General features: G+C 73.0%; 17 protein-coding genes. All 17 read right to left on the bottom strand.

Annotated elements, in window-relative coordinates:
* Nucleotides 1-57 precede the first annotated feature (57 nt).
* The 17 genes from BMZ50_RS13885 to BMZ50_RS13965 all read right to left on the bottom strand — a co-directional run bounded on the left by BMZ50_RS13885 (nt 58) and on the right by BMZ50_RS13965 (nt 14,944).
* A complete protein-coding gene (locus tag BMZ50_RS13885; protein ID WP_091325579.1) occupies nt 58-1,350 on the bottom strand; it encodes a flagellar hook protein FlgE in 1,293 nt (430 codons plus the stop codon).
* A 47-nt stretch (nt 1,351-1,397) separates the two neighbouring features.
* Nucleotides 1,398-1,832, bottom strand: coding sequence for a flagellar hook assembly protein FlgD (locus BMZ50_RS13890; RefSeq protein ID WP_091325581.1), 435 nt, complete (start codon nt 1,830-1,832; stop codon nt 1,398-1,400).
* Between the two features lie 13 nt (nt 1,833-1,845).
* Nucleotides 1,846-3,228 carry a flagellar hook-length control protein FliK gene (locus BMZ50_RS25065; protein ID WP_091325583.1) on the bottom strand — a complete coding sequence of 461 codons (1,383 nt, stop codon included), beginning with the start codon at nt 3,226-3,228 and terminating at the stop codon, nt 1,846-1,848.
* Nucleotides 3,225-4,181 (bottom strand): NlpC/P60 family protein, encoded by a 957-nt coding sequence (locus tag BMZ50_RS13900; protein ID WP_091325585.1) that lies wholly within the window; start codon nt 4,179-4,181, stop codon nt 3,225-3,227. Before BMZ50_RS13900 ends, BMZ50_RS25065 begins: the two co-directional genes overlap by 4 nt.
* Entirely contained in the window at nt 4,169-4,621 is a 453-nt protein-coding gene (locus BMZ50_RS13905) for a flagellar export protein FliJ (RefSeq protein WP_091325587.1), read from the bottom strand. The genes BMZ50_RS13900 and BMZ50_RS13905 overlap by 13 nt, the downstream gene beginning before the upstream one ends.
* Nucleotides 4,618-5,922 (bottom strand): FliI/YscN family ATPase, encoded by a 1,305-nt coding sequence (locus tag BMZ50_RS13910; RefSeq protein ID WP_091325588.1) that lies wholly within the window; start codon nt 5,920-5,922, stop codon nt 4,618-4,620. Before BMZ50_RS13910 ends, BMZ50_RS13905 begins: the two co-directional genes overlap by 4 nt.
* Nucleotides 5,919-6,671 carry a FliH/SctL family protein gene (locus BMZ50_RS13915; RefSeq protein WP_091325590.1) on the bottom strand — a complete coding sequence of 251 codons (753 nt, stop codon included), beginning with the start codon at nt 6,669-6,671 and terminating at the stop codon, nt 5,919-5,921. The genes BMZ50_RS13910 and BMZ50_RS13915 overlap by 4 nt, the downstream gene beginning before the upstream one ends.
* Entirely contained in the window at nt 6,655-7,740 is a 1,086-nt protein-coding gene (gene fliG / locus BMZ50_RS13920; protein WP_177212781.1) for a flagellar motor switch protein FliG, read from the bottom strand. The genes BMZ50_RS13915 and fliG overlap by 17 nt, the downstream gene beginning before the upstream one ends.
* Entirely contained in the window at nt 7,737-9,326 is a 1,590-nt protein-coding gene (gene fliF, locus BMZ50_RS13925; RefSeq protein WP_091325592.1) for a flagellar basal-body MS-ring/collar protein FliF, read from the bottom strand. Before fliF ends, fliG begins: the two co-directional genes overlap by 4 nt.
* Nucleotides 9,326-9,658 (bottom strand): flagellar hook-basal body complex protein FliE, encoded by a 333-nt coding sequence (gene fliE, locus BMZ50_RS13930; RefSeq protein WP_091325594.1) that lies wholly within the window; start codon nt 9,656-9,658, stop codon nt 9,326-9,328. Before fliE ends, fliF begins: the two co-directional genes overlap by 1 nt.
* Complete coding sequence (locus BMZ50_RS13935; protein WP_218146248.1) at nt 9,655-10,065, bottom strand: flagellar basal body rod protein FlgC; 411 nt, start codon at nt 10,063-10,065, stop codon at nt 9,655-9,657. The genes fliE and BMZ50_RS13935 overlap by 4 nt, the downstream gene beginning before the upstream one ends.
* A 1-nt stretch (nt 10,066) precedes the next feature.
* Nucleotides 10,067-10,414 carry a flagellar basal body rod protein FlgB gene (locus BMZ50_RS13940; RefSeq protein ID WP_091325598.1) on the bottom strand — a complete coding sequence of 116 codons (348 nt, stop codon included), beginning with the start codon at nt 10,412-10,414 and terminating at the stop codon, nt 10,067-10,069.
* A 309-nt stretch (nt 10,415-10,723) separates the two neighbouring features.
* Nucleotides 10,724-11,083, bottom strand: a complete 360-nt coding sequence (locus BMZ50_RS13945; protein ID WP_091325600.1) for a hypothetical protein — start codon at nt 11,081-11,083, stop codon at nt 10,724-10,726.
* Nucleotides 11,080-11,466 (bottom strand): flagellar export chaperone FliS, encoded by a 387-nt coding sequence (gene fliS, locus BMZ50_RS13950; protein WP_091325602.1) that lies wholly within the window; start codon nt 11,464-11,466, stop codon nt 11,080-11,082. Before fliS ends, BMZ50_RS13945 begins: the two co-directional genes overlap by 4 nt.
* Nucleotides 11,467-11,515: 49 nt before the next feature.
* The gene (gene fliD, locus BMZ50_RS13955) at nt 11,516-12,874 is read right to left on the bottom strand and encodes a flagellar filament capping protein FliD (protein ID WP_091325604.1); all 1,359 of its coding nucleotides are present in this window, start codon (nt 12,872-12,874) and stop codon (nt 11,516-11,518) included.
* A 141-nt stretch (nt 12,875-13,015) separates the two neighbouring features.
* Complete coding sequence (locus BMZ50_RS13960) at nt 13,016-13,882, bottom strand: flagellin N-terminal helical domain-containing protein (protein WP_091325606.1); 867 nt, start codon at nt 13,880-13,882, stop codon at nt 13,016-13,018.
* 129 nt (nt 13,883-14,011) lie between these two features.
* On the bottom strand, nt 14,012-14,944 hold the full coding sequence (locus BMZ50_RS13965) for a sigma-70 family RNA polymerase sigma factor (protein WP_245753648.1): 933 nt from the start codon (nt 14,942-14,944) through the stop codon (nt 14,012-14,014).
* Nucleotide 14,945: the final 1 nt, after the last annotated feature.

The following is a 14,945-nucleotide window of genomic DNA, read 5'->3' on the forward strand; positions in this document are numbered from 1 at the left end:
CCTCCTGCAGGGTCCCGCCGCGAGCCTGCGAGCGGTGCGGGGCAGGAGGGTCCTTGCTCAGCGCTTGAGGTTGACCAGGTCCTGCAGGATCTCGTCGGAGCTGGTGATCACGCGGCTGTTCGCCTGGAAGCCGCGCTGGGCGACGATCAGCCCGGTGAACTCCTCGGCCAGGTCGACGTTGGACATCTCCAGCGCACCGGCGGAGAGGACACCGCGGCCGGCGACGCCGGGCTGGCCGACCATCGCCAGGCCGGAGTTGTTGCCCACCCGGTAGGTGCTGCTGCCGGCCTTCTCCAGCCCGCTGGGGTTGTCGAAGGAGGCCAGGGCCAGCTGGCCGAGGGTCTTGCGCTCGCCGTTGGAGAAGATGCCGGTGACCGTGCCGTCGTTACCGAGGCTGAAGGACTGCAGCGTGCCCGCGCCGTAGCCGTTCTGCTCGGTGGCAGTCGCGGACGAAGCGCTGCCGTACTGCGTCATCCCGCTCAGGTCGACGGTCACCGGACCGGTCCAACCCGACCCTGCGGGCGGGGTGAAGGGCACGGTGCTCGCACCCGCGGTTCCCCCCACGGCGCTCAGCTTGCCGGCGCCGTCGAAGGTCACGGTGGTCGCCGGCAGGAGGGGGACGGTGGTGGGGGGCGTGCCGGGACCGGGCCGGGTGATCTGGAGGCTCCACTCGTTCGCGTTCGCCGTCTTCTCGAAGGTGTAGGTCACCGGGATCTCGTTACCAAGGTCGTCGTACATCGTGATCGACGTCTCGACCTTCGTCCCTGGGGTGCTTCCGTTGGGCGCCGTAGCTCCGGCGAAGAGGTTGCCCTCGACCTTGCCGCCGATGATGGGAGCGGCGCCACCGGTGCCCTTCGGCTCGGTGACCTGGCCGTAGGGGATGGTCAGGTTGCCGACCGGGCCGTTGGGGTTGACCACGCCGGTGGCGGGGTCGACGCTCCAGCCCTGCAGGAGCGCGCCGCTGTTGGTGGCCAGGTTGCCCGCGGCGTCGAAGCTGAACGAGCCGGAGCGGGTGTAGAGCTGCTGGCCGCCGGACTCGACGACGAAGAAGCCGTCGCCCTCGATCATGAAGTCGGTGGAGCGGCCGGTGTTCTGCGTGGCGCCCTGGGTCCAGTTGGTGGTGATGCCGGCGAGCTTGACGCCGAGACCCACCTGAGCGGGGTTGGTGCCACCGCGCTCCGCGGCGGGGGCCCCGCCGGTGCGCAGGACCTGCGACAGGGTGTCCTCGAAGACGGTCTGCTGCGACTTGTATCCGACGGTGTTGACGTTGGCGATGTTGTTGCCGGTGACGTCCATCTTCGTCTGGTGGGCACGAAGCCCAGAGATGGCCGAGAACATGGAACGAAGCATGGGAAGGAACTCCTCGCTGGGGGTGCCGGGCGGCGGGGGAGGTCGGGTCAGGCCGACTTGGGCTGGGAGATCTCGGTGATGCGGCCCATCTCGACGGCCTTCGTGCCGATCATGGCCACGGCCTCGGAGGTGCCGGTGCCGAGACGGACGGACGTGACGACGCCGGAGGCGCTCGCGCCGGTCGCGTCGGTGTAGGTGACGGTGCGGCCGACCAGGGCGCCGGCGCTGGTCGAGCGCTGCAGGGCCAGCAGCGCGGCGTTCTGCTTGGCCAGCTCCTCGAGCTTCTCCACCTGGGTGAAGGTCGCCGTCTGCGACATCATCTGGCTGCTGTCGACGGGGTTGGACGGGTCCTGGTAGCGCATCTGCGCCACCAGGAGCTTCATGAACACGTCCTTGCCCATCTGGTCAGGGCGGTCCACCGTCGCGGCGGCCGGGGTGTAGGCCGCCCCGGCACTGCTCACGCCGCTCACTGCGTCCGGCATCTGTCGCTCCGTCTCACACGCGGACGTCCACGCCGGTGGACGTGGACGGGAGGGAGGTGGGGGCCGGGCGGCCCTCACCGAGGTCTGCCGACCGCAGCCACGGCCGCGGCCGGGCGTCGCCCCGGTCCTGTTGACCGCTGCGGTCACCGAACTGCTGCTGCGCCGACGTCCACGAGCCGCCGGTGTCCCGGTCGACCGAGGCGCGCGAGCAGGTCAGCCCGGCGCTCTCCAGGTCACGGCGCAGGTCGGGGAGCGCGTCGAGCAGGGCAGCCCGGCCCGCCTCGGTCGAGCCGCGGAGGCTGAGCTCCACCGAGCCCTGGGCCAGCGTCACCTGCACCTCGACCGGCCCGAGGGCCTCCGGGGTGAGGACGACGGTCATCGTGTGCGCGCCGTCGGGACCGTTGCGCAGGACCGCGACGTGCTGGGCGACCTGCGTGGCGACCGGCTGCGTCGCGGTGGCCGGGGAGGCCGGCGGTGCCGGGGAGGTGGTCGGCGTCGCGGGGACCGCTGCCGTGGCGCCGGTCGTCGTGCCCGCGGCGGGGGCCGGGGCGGCGTCCCCGTCCGGCGTGCTCCCGGTGTCGGGCGACGGCGAGCCGGCGGCCTGGTCCCCGCCGACGGCCGGGCCCTGGGCGGAGCCGACCGTCGGGACGACCTCCGCGGCCGGAGCCGGAGCCGGCGCCGGGGTGGCCGACGCGGAACCGGCCGACGCGGAACCGGCCGACGCGGAACCGGCCGGGGCGGAACCGGTCGGGGCGGTGGGCAGCGCCGGAGCGGTGGGCGCGGCGGGGCCGGCGGTGACCACGGTCAGGCCGGGAATCGTCGGAGCGCCCGCCCCGGAAGAGGCGGCGCTTCCGGCAGCCGGGCCGGGGACGGTTCCGGCGACCTCGGGCAGGACGAGCGCACCGACGGCGACGCCGACGGCTGCCGACGGACCGGGGACCGCGGCCGGTGCAGTGTCCGCGCCGGCGACGCCGATGGCTGCGGCCGTCGAAGGCACGCCACCGGCCGCCGAGGGGAGGGCACCCGGGGCGAGGGGCGCGCCCTCGGCCGTCGCGGCGGCCATGGCCGCTCCCGCGACCGCGGAGCCCTCCGCCGCGTGGGCGATCGCCGGTGTGGCGGCAGGGCCGGCGCCCGCGCGGACCAGCGCCCACAGTCCGGGCGGCAGCGCAGGCACCGTGCCGTCGGCCGTCTGCTCCTCACCCGGTACGGCGGGCTCGGTCTCAGAGCTCTCCTGCGCGGTGTCGGTGCGGCCCCGTCCGCCGGCACGGGCATGCCCATCGGCGACCGCCTCGTCGAGTGCGGAGGCGAACCGCTCCGCGCCGGCGGCGTCCCCGGCGGACGCGGGCGCGGCCGGGGTGCTGGGCGATGGTGCGGTGGCAACCACGGGAGCGGTCATCGGTAGGCCTCCGCCTTGCTCGTCACGGCGCGCACGTAGTTCTGGGTCTCGGCGTAGGGCGGGATGCCGCCGTGGCGGCTCACCGTGCCCGGCCCGGCGTTGTAGGCGGCGAGGCCGAGCTCGGTCGAGCCGAACTGCCGGGTGAGCTGGGCGAGGTAGCGGGCGGCGCCGTCGACGGCCGAGGACGGGTCGAACGGGTCGACCCCGAGGCCGCGGGCGGTGGCGGGCATGAACTGCATGAGGCCCTGGGCGCCGGCGGGAGAGACCGCGGACGCGTCGAAGCCGGACTCCTGCGCGGCGACCGCCGCCAGCAGCGCGGGGTCGACCCCGTGCCGGTTGCCCGCGCGGACGAACAGGTCGGAGTAGGGCACGCCGGCCAGCGGCGCGGCGCCGGCGGCCGGGGTGGCGGCCGCCGGTTCGGCGGGCAGCACCCGGCGGATGACGGCGGGGGAGCCGACGTCATGGATCTTCACCGTCTCGCCCTCCTGCGGGGCCGCGATCATCTTCCCGTCGCCGAGGTAGATGCCCACGTGGTCGATGCCGGGGCGGGACGAGTGGTCGAAGAAGACGAGGTCGCCGGGGCGGGCCTGGGCCAGCGAGGCCACGGCCGTTCCGGTGGTGGCCTGCTGCGCGGAGGTCCGCGGCAGGTCGATGCCGAGATTGCCGAAGACCAGCTGGGTGAAGCCCGAGCAGTCCAGGCCCTTGGCCGGGTCGGTGCCGCCCCACAGGTAGGGGACGCCGAGGTACTTCTTCGCCTCGGTGATGACCGCACCCTCGGACGCGGCACCGGCCCGCGCGGCCGCCGTCGACACCGACGAGGCCGCACCGCTGCCGGTCAGGCCCGCGGCGGAGGCCGCCGTCGTCCAGTCGCCGGTGGTCGTGGTGCGCAGGGGGGTGAGGAAGCGGGCCTGGATCTCACCGATCCGCGCCTGCACGGCGGTCAGTCCGTCCACGGCACCTCCTCGGCCGCGGTCCGGCGGCCGGAGCGGCCGGTGACGAGATCGTCCACGCTCCTTTCCTCGGCAGCCTGCTCGGCGAGTCGGATCGTCCGGACGTGACGTTCCCGCAGCCGTTCCAGCCCCTTGGTCCGCTGGGCGGCGGCTGTCCAGTCGGCGCGGACGAGCTCGGCCTGCTCGGCGGAGGCGGTGGCCAGGGCCCGGGCAGCCGCGGCGTCCTCGGCGGCGACCCGGGCCAGCGCCATGGCGGCGCGGAACCGGCCCGCGGTGAACGAGCCCGCCGGCACGGCGACGGCCACAGCGGCCTCGGCCTCGGTGGCCCGGCGGTCGGCATCGGCGGCCGCCCGTGCTGCCTCGGCGGCAGCCAGCGCCGCCGCCCGCTCCTCCGTGCGCCGCACCTCGAGGACCGGCTGCAGCCGGAACGCGGCGCGCTTCATGCGGCGCGCACGATGCGGTTGAGCCACGCCCACGCCTCGGCCGCCGGCGTCAGCTCACCGGTGGGCTGCTGCAGGAAGGCCTCGATCTGCGGGCCCAGCTGCCGGGCGCGGTCGACCAGCGGGTCGCTGCCGGCCTGGTAGGCGCCGATCTCGATGAGCTCCTTGACGTCCCGCAGCGCACCCATGAGCCGGCGCACCTCCCGCGCGTCGGCCATCTGCGGCGGCGGGACGACGGCGGTGGCCACCCGGGAGATCGACTCCAGCACGTCGATCGCGGGGAAGTGCCCCGCGGTGGCGAGCTTGCGGGTGAGCACGACGTGCCCGTCGAGGATGGAGCGGGCGGTGTCGGCGATCGGCTCGTTGTGGTCGTCGCCGTCCACGAGCACCGTGTAGAGCCCGGTGATCGAACCGACCGCGGCGGTCCCGGCCTTCTCCAGCAGCCGGGGCAGCATCGCGAAGACGCTCGGCGGGTAGCCGCGGGTCGCCGGAGGCTCCCCGGCCGAGAGCCCGACCTCGCGCTGGGCCATCGCCGTCCGGGTGATCGAGTCCATCATCAGCAGCACGTCGCGGCCCTGGTCGCGGAAGCCCTCGGCGATCCGGGTGGCGACGAACGCGGCCTTCAGCCGCACCAGCGGCGGTTCGTCGGAGGTGGCGACGACGACGACCGTGCGGGCCATCCCCTCCTCGCCGAGGTTCTCCTCCAGGAACTCGCGCACCTCGCGGCCACGCTCGCCGATCAGGCCGATGACCCGTACGTCGGCGTTCGTGCCGCGGGTGATCTGGGCCAGCAGGGTGGACTTGCCCACCCCCGACCCGGCGAAGATGCCCAGCCGCTGGCCCTTGCCGCAGGGCACGAGGGTGTCCAGCGCCCGCACGCCGAAGGTCAGCGGCTCCGAGACCCGGCTCCGGGTCAGCACGTGCGGGGTCTCGCTGGCCAGGTCGACGAACTCGAGGCCGGCGGCCAGCGGTGGGCCGCCGTCCACCGGCCGGCCCAGGCCGTCGAGGACCCGGCCGAGCAGGGCCTCGCCGACCGGGACCTGCAGCGGCATGCCGGTGGCGCGCACCCGCGCGCCGGAGTGGATTCCGGAGAGCTCGCCGAGGGGCATGCAGGTGAGCCGGTCGCGGGTCACCGCGACCACCTCGGCGAGCAGGCCGCGGGGGCCGGGGTTGACCTCCACGAGGTCGCCGACGGCGCCCACGATCCCCTCGACGGTCAGGGTGAGGCCCATCGCGCCGACGACCTGCCCGGTGATCTCCGGGCGGGCGGCGGCGCGGGCGCGGTCGAGCAGCCCGATGCTCATGGCGAGAGGACCGCGCGGACCCGCTCCAGCGCCGAGCCCAGCTGCGCGTCGATCCGGGAGGGACCGGTCTCGGCGATCGCGCCGGCCCGCTCGACCGCGGGATCGGCGACCACCCGCACCGTGTCGGGCAGGGCGGCGAGGTCCTCGGCGGCGATCTCGGCGAGGTCGTCGGGGTGCAGCCGGACGACGGCCGGGGCGTCGGCCGGGACGAGGGTCAGCGCGCGGCGGACCGCATCGAGGGCGGGGGAGTCGGCGATCGCCAGTTCCCGGCAGAGCACGTCCTCGACGAGGGTGAGCACCACGGCCAGCACCGAGTCCCGGACGTCGTCGGCGACCGGCGCGGTCGCCTCGTCCAGGCGGGCGACCGCCGCACCGAGGGCCGCGGTGGCCGAGGCCAGCCGCCGCTCCCAGCGCGCCTGCACCTCGGCCAGCCGCTCCCCGGCGGCGCGCTCGGCCTCGGCGACGACGGTCTCGGCGGCCCGGCTGCCCTCGGCGTACCCGGCGGCGTACCCCTCGCGGTGGGCGTGCTCGCGCAGCCGGGCCAGCTCCTCGGCGTACACGTCTCCGAGCCGGAACGAGGGCCGGTTGGCGGGCACGGGCATGTCGGCGGCGCGGCGAATCGTCGTCCGCCGCTCGACGACGGGCTCCGGGCGCTGCTCCGGAATCGCCTGGCGGTAGGCGACCGCCGCTTCCGCGGAGGCGCCACGCAGCAGCGCCGACCCCCGTGACACCTCAGGCGACGAAGTCATCCTCGCCTCCCCGCGAGATGGTCAGGACGCCCTGTTCCTCGAGGGTGCGGATGACGCCGACGACCTTGGCCTGCGCCTCCTCGACCGTGCGGGTGCGGACCGGGCCGAGCAGCTCGATCTCCTCGGCGAGGTTCTCGGCGGCCCGCTCGGAGAGGTTGCGGACGACCTTGTCCCGGACGTCGGGGCGCACGCCCTTGAGCGCCGTTGCCAGGTCGTTGGCCTCCACCTCCCGCAGCACCAGCTGCAGCGACCGGTCGTCGATGGTGACGATGTCCTCGAAGACGAACATCTGCGAGCGGACCTGGTCGGCGAGCTCCGGGTCGGTGTTGTCCAGCCACTCGAGGATGGAGCGCTCGGTCGGCCGGGGGGAGCGGTTGATGATCTCGACGAGGGTCTCCACGCCGCCGACGCTGCTCATGTCCTGGTGGGCCAGGAGCGACCCCATCCGGCGGCCGAGCTCCTCCTCGACCAGGCGCACCATCTCGGGGGAGGTGCGGTCCATGGTCGCGATCCGGTGGGCGACGGCGGCTTGCTGCTCCGGTGAGAACCCGGAGAGCACCTCGGCCGACTGCGCCGCGGTCAGGTGGGCGAGCACCAGCGCGATCGTCTGCGGGTGCTCGTCCTTGAGGAAGGTGACCAGCTGGCGGACGTCGGCGTTGCGCAGCGAGGCGAACGGGACCTCCGTGTAGACGACGTTCAGCCGGGCCAGGACGCTCTCGGCCTTGTCCTCGCCCAGGCCCGCGGCCAGGATCTCGCGGGCGAAGTCGACGCCGCCGCGCCCGACGAACCGCTGGGCGCTCATCAGGTGGTGGAACTCCTGGAGGACGCCGTCGACGTCGTCGGGCTCCACCGTGCCGAGCCTCATCAGCTCGCGGGTGACCGCCTCCACCTCGCGCGGGCGCAGCTGGGCCAGCAGCGTGCCGGCCTCCTCCTTGGAGAGCTGGGCGATGAACACCGCGGCCTTGCGGATGCCGGGCATCTCCGGCCGCTTGGGCGCCGGGGGCGCGCCGGTGGGAACGGGCAGGTTGGGCGTCAGCCCCACGAGCTGCTCGACGCTGGCCATCGTCATGACTTGGTCTCCGTCAGCCAGCCGCGCAGCATGGCGGCGACCTCGTCGGGCTTCTCGCTGACCATCGAGGCGATCTCGCCACGGACCCGCGCCCGCTCGGCGGCCTCGAGCTCCAGCTGCGCGTTGTCCACGGCCGGCATCTCGCGGGTGCTCTCGATGCGGATCCGGTCCAGCTCTGCCAGCACGTCGTCCGGCAGCCCGAGGGGCTCGTACTCCTCCTCCTCGCCGTCGTTCCGGCGGCGCGAGCGCAGCCAGACGATGAGCACGAGCAGGGCGATGCCGAGCGCGATGCCGCCGGTCTTGATCATCGACCAGAGCTGCTCCTGCTGCTCGGCCTCGCGGGCGGCCTCCAGTTCGGCCGCGGCCTGCTCGGCGGCGGCGTTGTCGAAGGCCATCGCGGCGACGGTGATGGCGTCACCGCGGGCCTCGTCCAGCCCCACGGAGTTGCCGATGAGCTCCTCGACCTGGTTCTGGTTGAGGGCGCCGGCCACCTCCTGGTTCATGACCACCGAGACGGTCAGCCGGTTGATCGCGCCGGGAGCGCCCTGGACGGTCTCGACGGTCTCGCCGACGGCGTTGTTGGAGGTCGTCGACTCCTTGTTGTACGTCGACTCGCCTCCGCCGGCGCCGGCGTCGGGCTGGTTCTCCGGCCCGAGCACGCCGCCGACCGCGACGCCGTTCCCCGCGTACTCCTCGGTGGTCGTGCTCTCCGAGACCGGCGGGGTGCCGTCCTCGTAGGTGTAGGTCTTCGAGGTGGTGTCCCGCTGGTCGAGGTCGAGGTCCGCACGCACGGAGACGACGGCGTTGCCGGGGCCGAGCACCCGGTCGAGGATGGCCTGGGCGTTGGAGGAGAGGCGCCCCTCGTAGTCCTGCTCCATCTGCGCCCGGGCATCGCCGGCGGCGGCGGTCACGCCCTGACCGGGGGCCGACAGCACCTGGCCGGTGGAGTCGGCGACGGTGACCTGGTCGGCGTCCATGTCCTGGATGCTCGAGGAGACCAGGTTGGTGACCGCCTGGATCTGCTCCCCGGAGAGCTGGGTGCCCGGCGCCAGGTCGAGCAGGACCGAGGCGGTCGGCTCGGCCTGGTCGGTCACGAAGACCTCCTCCTCGGGCAGCGCCACGTGCACCACCGCGGAGCGGACGCCCTCCAGCGACTCGAGGGTCTTGGCCAGCTCGCCCTCCAGCGCGCGCTGGTAGGAGACCTGCTGCTGGAACTCGCTGGTGGTGATGCCCTGCTCCTCGAGCAGCGCATAGCCGGTGTCGGAGCCGGCGGGCAGTCCCTTGCCGCTCATCGACAGCCGCAGGTCGTACACCGCGTCGTTGGCGACCATGATCGTGCCCCCGCCGTCGGCCAGCTCGTAGGCGACGCCGGAGGCGTTGAGCTCGTCGACGATCGCCGACGCGTCGGTGGACGCGAGGTTGGAGAACAGCGGCGCCATCGTCGGTGCGGTGATCCACCGGAGGAAGAAGAAGCCGCCGAGGAGCAGCCCGGCGGCCAGCAGGCCGATGACGACCTTCTGCCCGAGGCTGATCGTGGACAGCGCGGAGCGGATGCGCCCGAGCGGTCCGGCGAGGGCGGCAGGCATCAGACCGGCATCCTCATGATCTCGTTGAAGGCGTCAACGGCCTTGTTCTTGATGGTCACGACCATCTCGGTCGCGAGCTTCGCCTCGTTGGCCGCGATCATGTAGTCGTGCACGTCGCGCAGGTCGCCGGTGGCGGCCTGGGTGGCGAGGGTGTCGGAGGCCGACTGGGTCGCCTGCAGCCGGTCGAACGTGGCGGCGAGGACGTCGGCGAAGCCGCCGCCCGGCACGGCCTGGGCGCCGCCGGCGGGCTCGACGCCGGGGACGTCGGTGATCCCGCCGATGGCGGGCATGGGCATCACGGGGAAGCCGATGCCGTCGATGGGTGACGTCATGCGTTCCTCCCGAGGTTGAGGGCGGCCTGGTAGGCGTTGGTGGCGCGCTCGACGACGGCGAGGTTGGCCTGGTAGCCGCGCTGCGCGATGAGCAGCTGGACCATCTGGTCGCCCATGTCGATGTCGGGGTAGCGGACGTAACCCTCGGCGTTGGCCAGCGGGTGGTCGGGCTCGTAGACGACGCGCCCCTCCGGGTCCCCGCCGAACTCGGCGCGCGCCGCACGCACGCCGCCCTCGCCGGAGCCGTAGTCGATGGACTGGGCGATGATCAGCCGCTCGCGGAAGGGCTCCTCGTCGAAGCCCTTGACCGTGTTGACGTTGGCCATGTTGTCCGAGACGGCGTCCAGCCACTTGCGGTGGAGCAGCAGCCCGGACCCGGAGATGCCCAGGGTGTCGAAGACGGCCACGTCACTGCGTCCTGAGGGCGGTGCGCATGACGCTGTACTTGCCGTCGAGCGCGTTGAGGGCCAGCTGGTAGCGCAGCCCGGTCTCGGTGGCGATGACGGTCTCCGCATCCAGGTTGACGTTGTTGCCGTGGGTGTTGGTCGGCTCCAGCGAGCGGGCGACCGTGCCGGTGGACACCGTGGGTGCCTGGCCGTTCCGCAGGGCGCCGCGCAGGTTGGACTCGAAGTCGACGCGGCCGGCCAGGAAGCCCGGCGTCTGGATGTTGGCGATGTTGTCCGCGGTGACACGCTGCCGCTGGGCCAGGCCGGCGAGGGCGGCGTGCAGCGCCGACGAGGTGACGTCGCCGATCATCGGGCGGTGCTCGTCGGGCGGGCAGGGCTGCGGAACACGATCGGGCCTCCGGGTACGCAGGAGACACTCGCGAGCGAGTGAGGGGTCCGCCTATCCGTGGCGATGGTTGTGCTGTCCGTGCTCCTGTCTCATCGGCATCCGGGGCACCCGGGCTGACCCGCCGTCGCCCACGGGAGTGGCTGCTGTGGGCGGATGGGGTGAACGAGTCGCGTGTGACTGCTGAGAGTCACCTGGGGGCGCCGGGACGAGAAGAGCCCCCCGCGGCGCCGGGGACCGGCGGGCCGCGAGGGGCTTCTGGTGATGCGGGGCTCAGAGGACCTGGTCGATGTAGGAGGCGACCGGGCGGGTGGGGGCGTAGGACATCCGGGCGGCGACGTCGCGCTGGCGCTGGGACTGGATGATCCGCTCGACCAGCGCCTCGGCGACGGCCAGCTGGTGCTGGAGCAGCCGGGCGGCGCGCTCGCGGAGGTCTTCGGGGAGCGGCCCGAGGCCGGAGGGCGGCGTCCAGGCCTGCGCGCGGAGCGCCCAGGCGGCGATCTCGTCCGCCCGGTTCTCCGCGTCCTCGTGCATGGTCGCCTCGGCGGCGACGACCTCGCCCTCGAGCTCGCCGAGGACGGTCGCCCAGTCGGCGGGCTCCGGCCCGTCCCCGCCGGGGCGGGGGCCGGTCATGCCGGCGTCGCGGCCAGCGAGGCAGCGGCCTGCCGCCACGCGTCCCGGAGCGGCTCGACGACCTGAAGGCACGAGGCCACCCGGTTCCGGTCGGCCTTGATGTTGGCCTGGATCAGCTCACCGATCAGCCAGGTGTAGAGCGCGGCCAGTCGAGGGCCACCGTCCCAGGCATCGACCTGCAAGCTCTCGCGGAGCTCGAAGACGATCTCTTGGGCGTGTTGCAGCTGGGCTGCGGCTTCCTGCCGATTGCCCTCGCCGAGGGCCACCTGCGCACGCTCGAGGTCTAGGGCCAGCCGGTCGTAGAGCATGACCAGCAGCTGCTGGGGGGAGGCGGTGGCGACGGAGTCGCCGAGGTAGCGGGCGCGCAGCGAGGCGGCACTCATCGGGAGTTCTCCTGGTGCGTGGGGAGGAGCCGGTGGGGGACGGCCGAGGTCAGGACGAGGGGAGCGACTTCAGCTGGCCGGCCAGCCAGGTGGACTGGTTCTGCAGCGAGCTCAGCGCGGTCTCCATGGCGGTGAACTGCCGGGTCAGGGCAGCCTTGCGCTTGGCCAGCCGCACGTCCCAGGCGGCGATGCGGTCCTGGATGTCACGGGCCATGGAGTCCTGCCCCTTGGCCAGCGAGTTGAGTGTTCCCGTCGTGGCGTCCGAGGTGGCCTTCGCCACGCCGCGGAGCCGCTCGGCGATCCCCGGGACGGCAGCCAAAATATTGCCGTCGGCGTCCTTTCCCTCGGGGGTGCCGACCATCAGCTTCTGGGCGAGCGCGGGGTTGTCCTTGAGCGCGGCGGTGAACGTGTCCTTGGTGAAGGCGAGCTTGCCATCGCGGGTGAGCTCGAAGCCGATTCGGGCGGGGGAGTCCTCCCCGACGGCCTTGGAGAGGGCCTCCAGCAGCTGACCGCTGATCTGCGTGACGGCGTACTCGCCGCGCAGGGCCGCGGTGCTGCCCGGCGTGTTGTTCGTCTGCTTCTTGATCGTGTCCAGCGCTGAGTTCACCGCGTCGACGAGCGCGGACACCTTGGCGGTGATCGCATCGGGGTCGGAGACCACGCTGACGGTCACGGGCGTGGTCTCCTCCCGGGTCACCGTGATCGTCGTGCCGGCCAGGACCCCCTGGAACACGTTCGTGGACGAGGTCACGGAGTAGGCGGCGGCGGTGGTGCCCACCTTCAGCTCGGCGTTCTGGCCGACGGTGGTGGCCTTGAAGGTCTCGGTCCCCGCCAGGGAGAAGGTCCCGGCCTTGCCGGACACGGCGGCGCTGATCTGGAGGGCGAACTCGTCGGTCCCGGTCTGGACCACTGCAGCCTTGAGGCCGAGGTTGCTGCTGCCGTTGATCTTGGCGGCAACCTGGTCGAGCGACTCGGTGCCGTTGAGGGCGATGGTTCCCTTGCTCGTCGTTCCGTCGAGGCTCTTGACCTCGATGCTCGAGAGGTTCGCCGCCGTCGTCGTCGACCCCCAGCGGGTGGTGCTCACCGTGGAATGCGTGGCCGCCACCGAGGCGACGGTGAAGGTCAGCGAACCGGGGGTGGCACCCGGCGCGGTCGCCGCCGTGACGCTGCCCGCGGAACTGGTGCCCTTGGCGCTGGCCCACGTCTCCGGCTTGAGGGCCGTCTCGGCCGCGGTCATCAGGGCCTGCAGGGCGGTGTTCACCGTGCGGAAGGCGCCGGCAGCGGTCTGGGTCGCCGTGAGCTTCGCCTTGAGAGCCGCCTGCGGGGCGGCCTCGACCTGCATGAGCTGGGAGACCAGCGCGCCGGTGTCCATCCCGGAGACCAGGCCGGTGCTGATGCTCATCGTCATGTCACTGACTCCTGGCTCGACGGGGAAGGGGGCTCGAGGGATCGACGGCGGGAAGAGAGTGAGGGGGGAGACCCGAGGGCCTCCCCCCTCACCCGGGGTGTTGCTAAGGAACCGTGCCTCAGCTACTCAGCTGATCGCCGATCAGCGGAGCAGCGAGAGGACGCCCTGCGAGGCCTGGTTGGCCTGCGCGAGCATCGCGGTGCCGGCCTGCGACAGGATCTGGGAGCGGGTGAACCCGACCATCTCCTGCGCCATGTCGGCGTCACGGACCCGGCTCTCGGACGCGGAGAGGTTTTCCACCGCGACGTTGAGCGAGTTGATGGTGCTCTCCAGGCGGTTCTGCGAGGCACCGAGGGTGGCGCGGGCGCCCGACACCGTGCTGATCTGGGCGTCGATGCTGTCCAGGTCGGTCTTGGAGGTGGCGTAGGGGGTTGCGACCGTCGAGGCCTTCACGTTGGTCGCCACCGTCTTGATGGCGTCCGCGACCTTGAGGACGTTGGCCAGCGTCACGCTCTGCGTCTCGTTGCCGTTGGCACCGGTCTGGAAGGTGATGACCTTGTCGGCCCCCGCCAGGGTGCCGTCGACACCCTGCAGCAGCTTGGTGCCGTTGAAGTCGGTGCGCGTGGCGATGTCCTCGAGCGCCTTGCCGAGCTCGTCGATCTCCTTGCCGATGTAGCCGGCGGCGGTCGGGGTGACCACGCCGGTGTTCGACGCCTGCACGGTCAGGTCGCGGACGCGCTGCAGGATGCTGTGCACCTCGGTGAGGGCACCTTCCGCCGTCTGGACGACCGAGACGCCGTCCTGGGCGTTGCGGACGGCGACCTTGAGGCCACCGACCTGCGAGCGCAGGCCCTCGGAGATCGCCAGGCCAGCGGCGTCGTCGGCGGCCCGGTTGATGCGGAAGCCGGAGGAGAGCTTCTCCAGCGACTTGCTCATCTGGTTGTCGGTGATCGACAGGTTCCGGTGAGCGTTGAGCGCCGCAATGTTCTGGTTGATACGCAGACCCATGATGATCCTCCTTGGATGGGGTGGTTCCTGGTTCCCGCTGCATCCGTGCTGCGGGTGGTACATGTGTGGTTACGGCCGGAGGGGGCCGGGGCTTGAGGCGAGATCCCTACTTTTTCGGCCGGATCTCACTCAGGCGGGTCGGGCCGCTCCCTGCGCAACGGCCGCCCACGGGTTGCGGTGGGCCGCCGTCGCGCAGGGAGCGTTCCGCGGGTGGGGGAGCGGCGGGGCGTTGCGGCCGGCCACCCGGTCGACGTACGAGCGCTGCTGGTTGCGTGCCCGGACACCGCCCTCGGCTTGCACAGCCTTGCCCTCCCACACCTCACTCATCGCCGCGTGCAGCAGGGTGAGTGCCCGCGCCCGCATCTGCGAGACGCGGGAGAGGGTGACGCCGAGGTCGGCGGCGATGTCGGTCAGCGACTCCCCGCCGAAGAAGTTGCGCTCCACGACCTCGTCGAGCCGGTCGGGCAGCGCCCGGATTGCCTCGTGCAGGTAGCGCGACCGCTCCCCGCGCAGCAACGCCCGCTCCGGCGACTCCCCGGTGTCGGGCAGGTCGAGCGAGGTCCCGTCCGGTCCGGTCTCGGCGTCGATGCTCACCATGACCGCGCGGTGGACGTCGACCTGCAGCGAATCCAGCTCGCTCCTCGCCACGCCCAGGCGCGCGGCGAGCTCCTCCCGCGTCGGCGGCCGGCCCAGCTGCATGGCCAGGGCGTCGGCGGCGGCGTCGGTCCGCCGAGCGGCGGCGCGCACCGACCGGCTCGCCCAGTCCCCGGACCGCAGCTCGTCGAGCACGGCGCCCTGCAGGCGGGTCAGTGCGTACGTGGCGAACGACGCCCCCGCGGACGGGTCGAACCGCCGGGCCACCTCCACCAGCGCCACCTTCGCGCAGGACAGCAGGTCCTCGCGGCTGACGTGACTCGGTAGGGAGATCCGCGAGGCCACCGCGTTGACGGCGAAGGCGGCGAGCGGCAGGTGTTCGGTGACCAGGGCGTCGACGTCCGTGGTGGACGATGCGGGCCGCGGGGTGGGGGTCCGCTCGATCGCCGGGGTGCGGGAGGGCGTCACG

The sequence above is a fragment of the Geodermatophilus ruber genome, from assembly GCF_900114385.1.
Taxonomy (GTDB): domain Bacteria; phylum Actinomycetota; class Actinomycetes; order Mycobacteriales; family Geodermatophilaceae; genus Geodermatophilus; species Geodermatophilus ruber.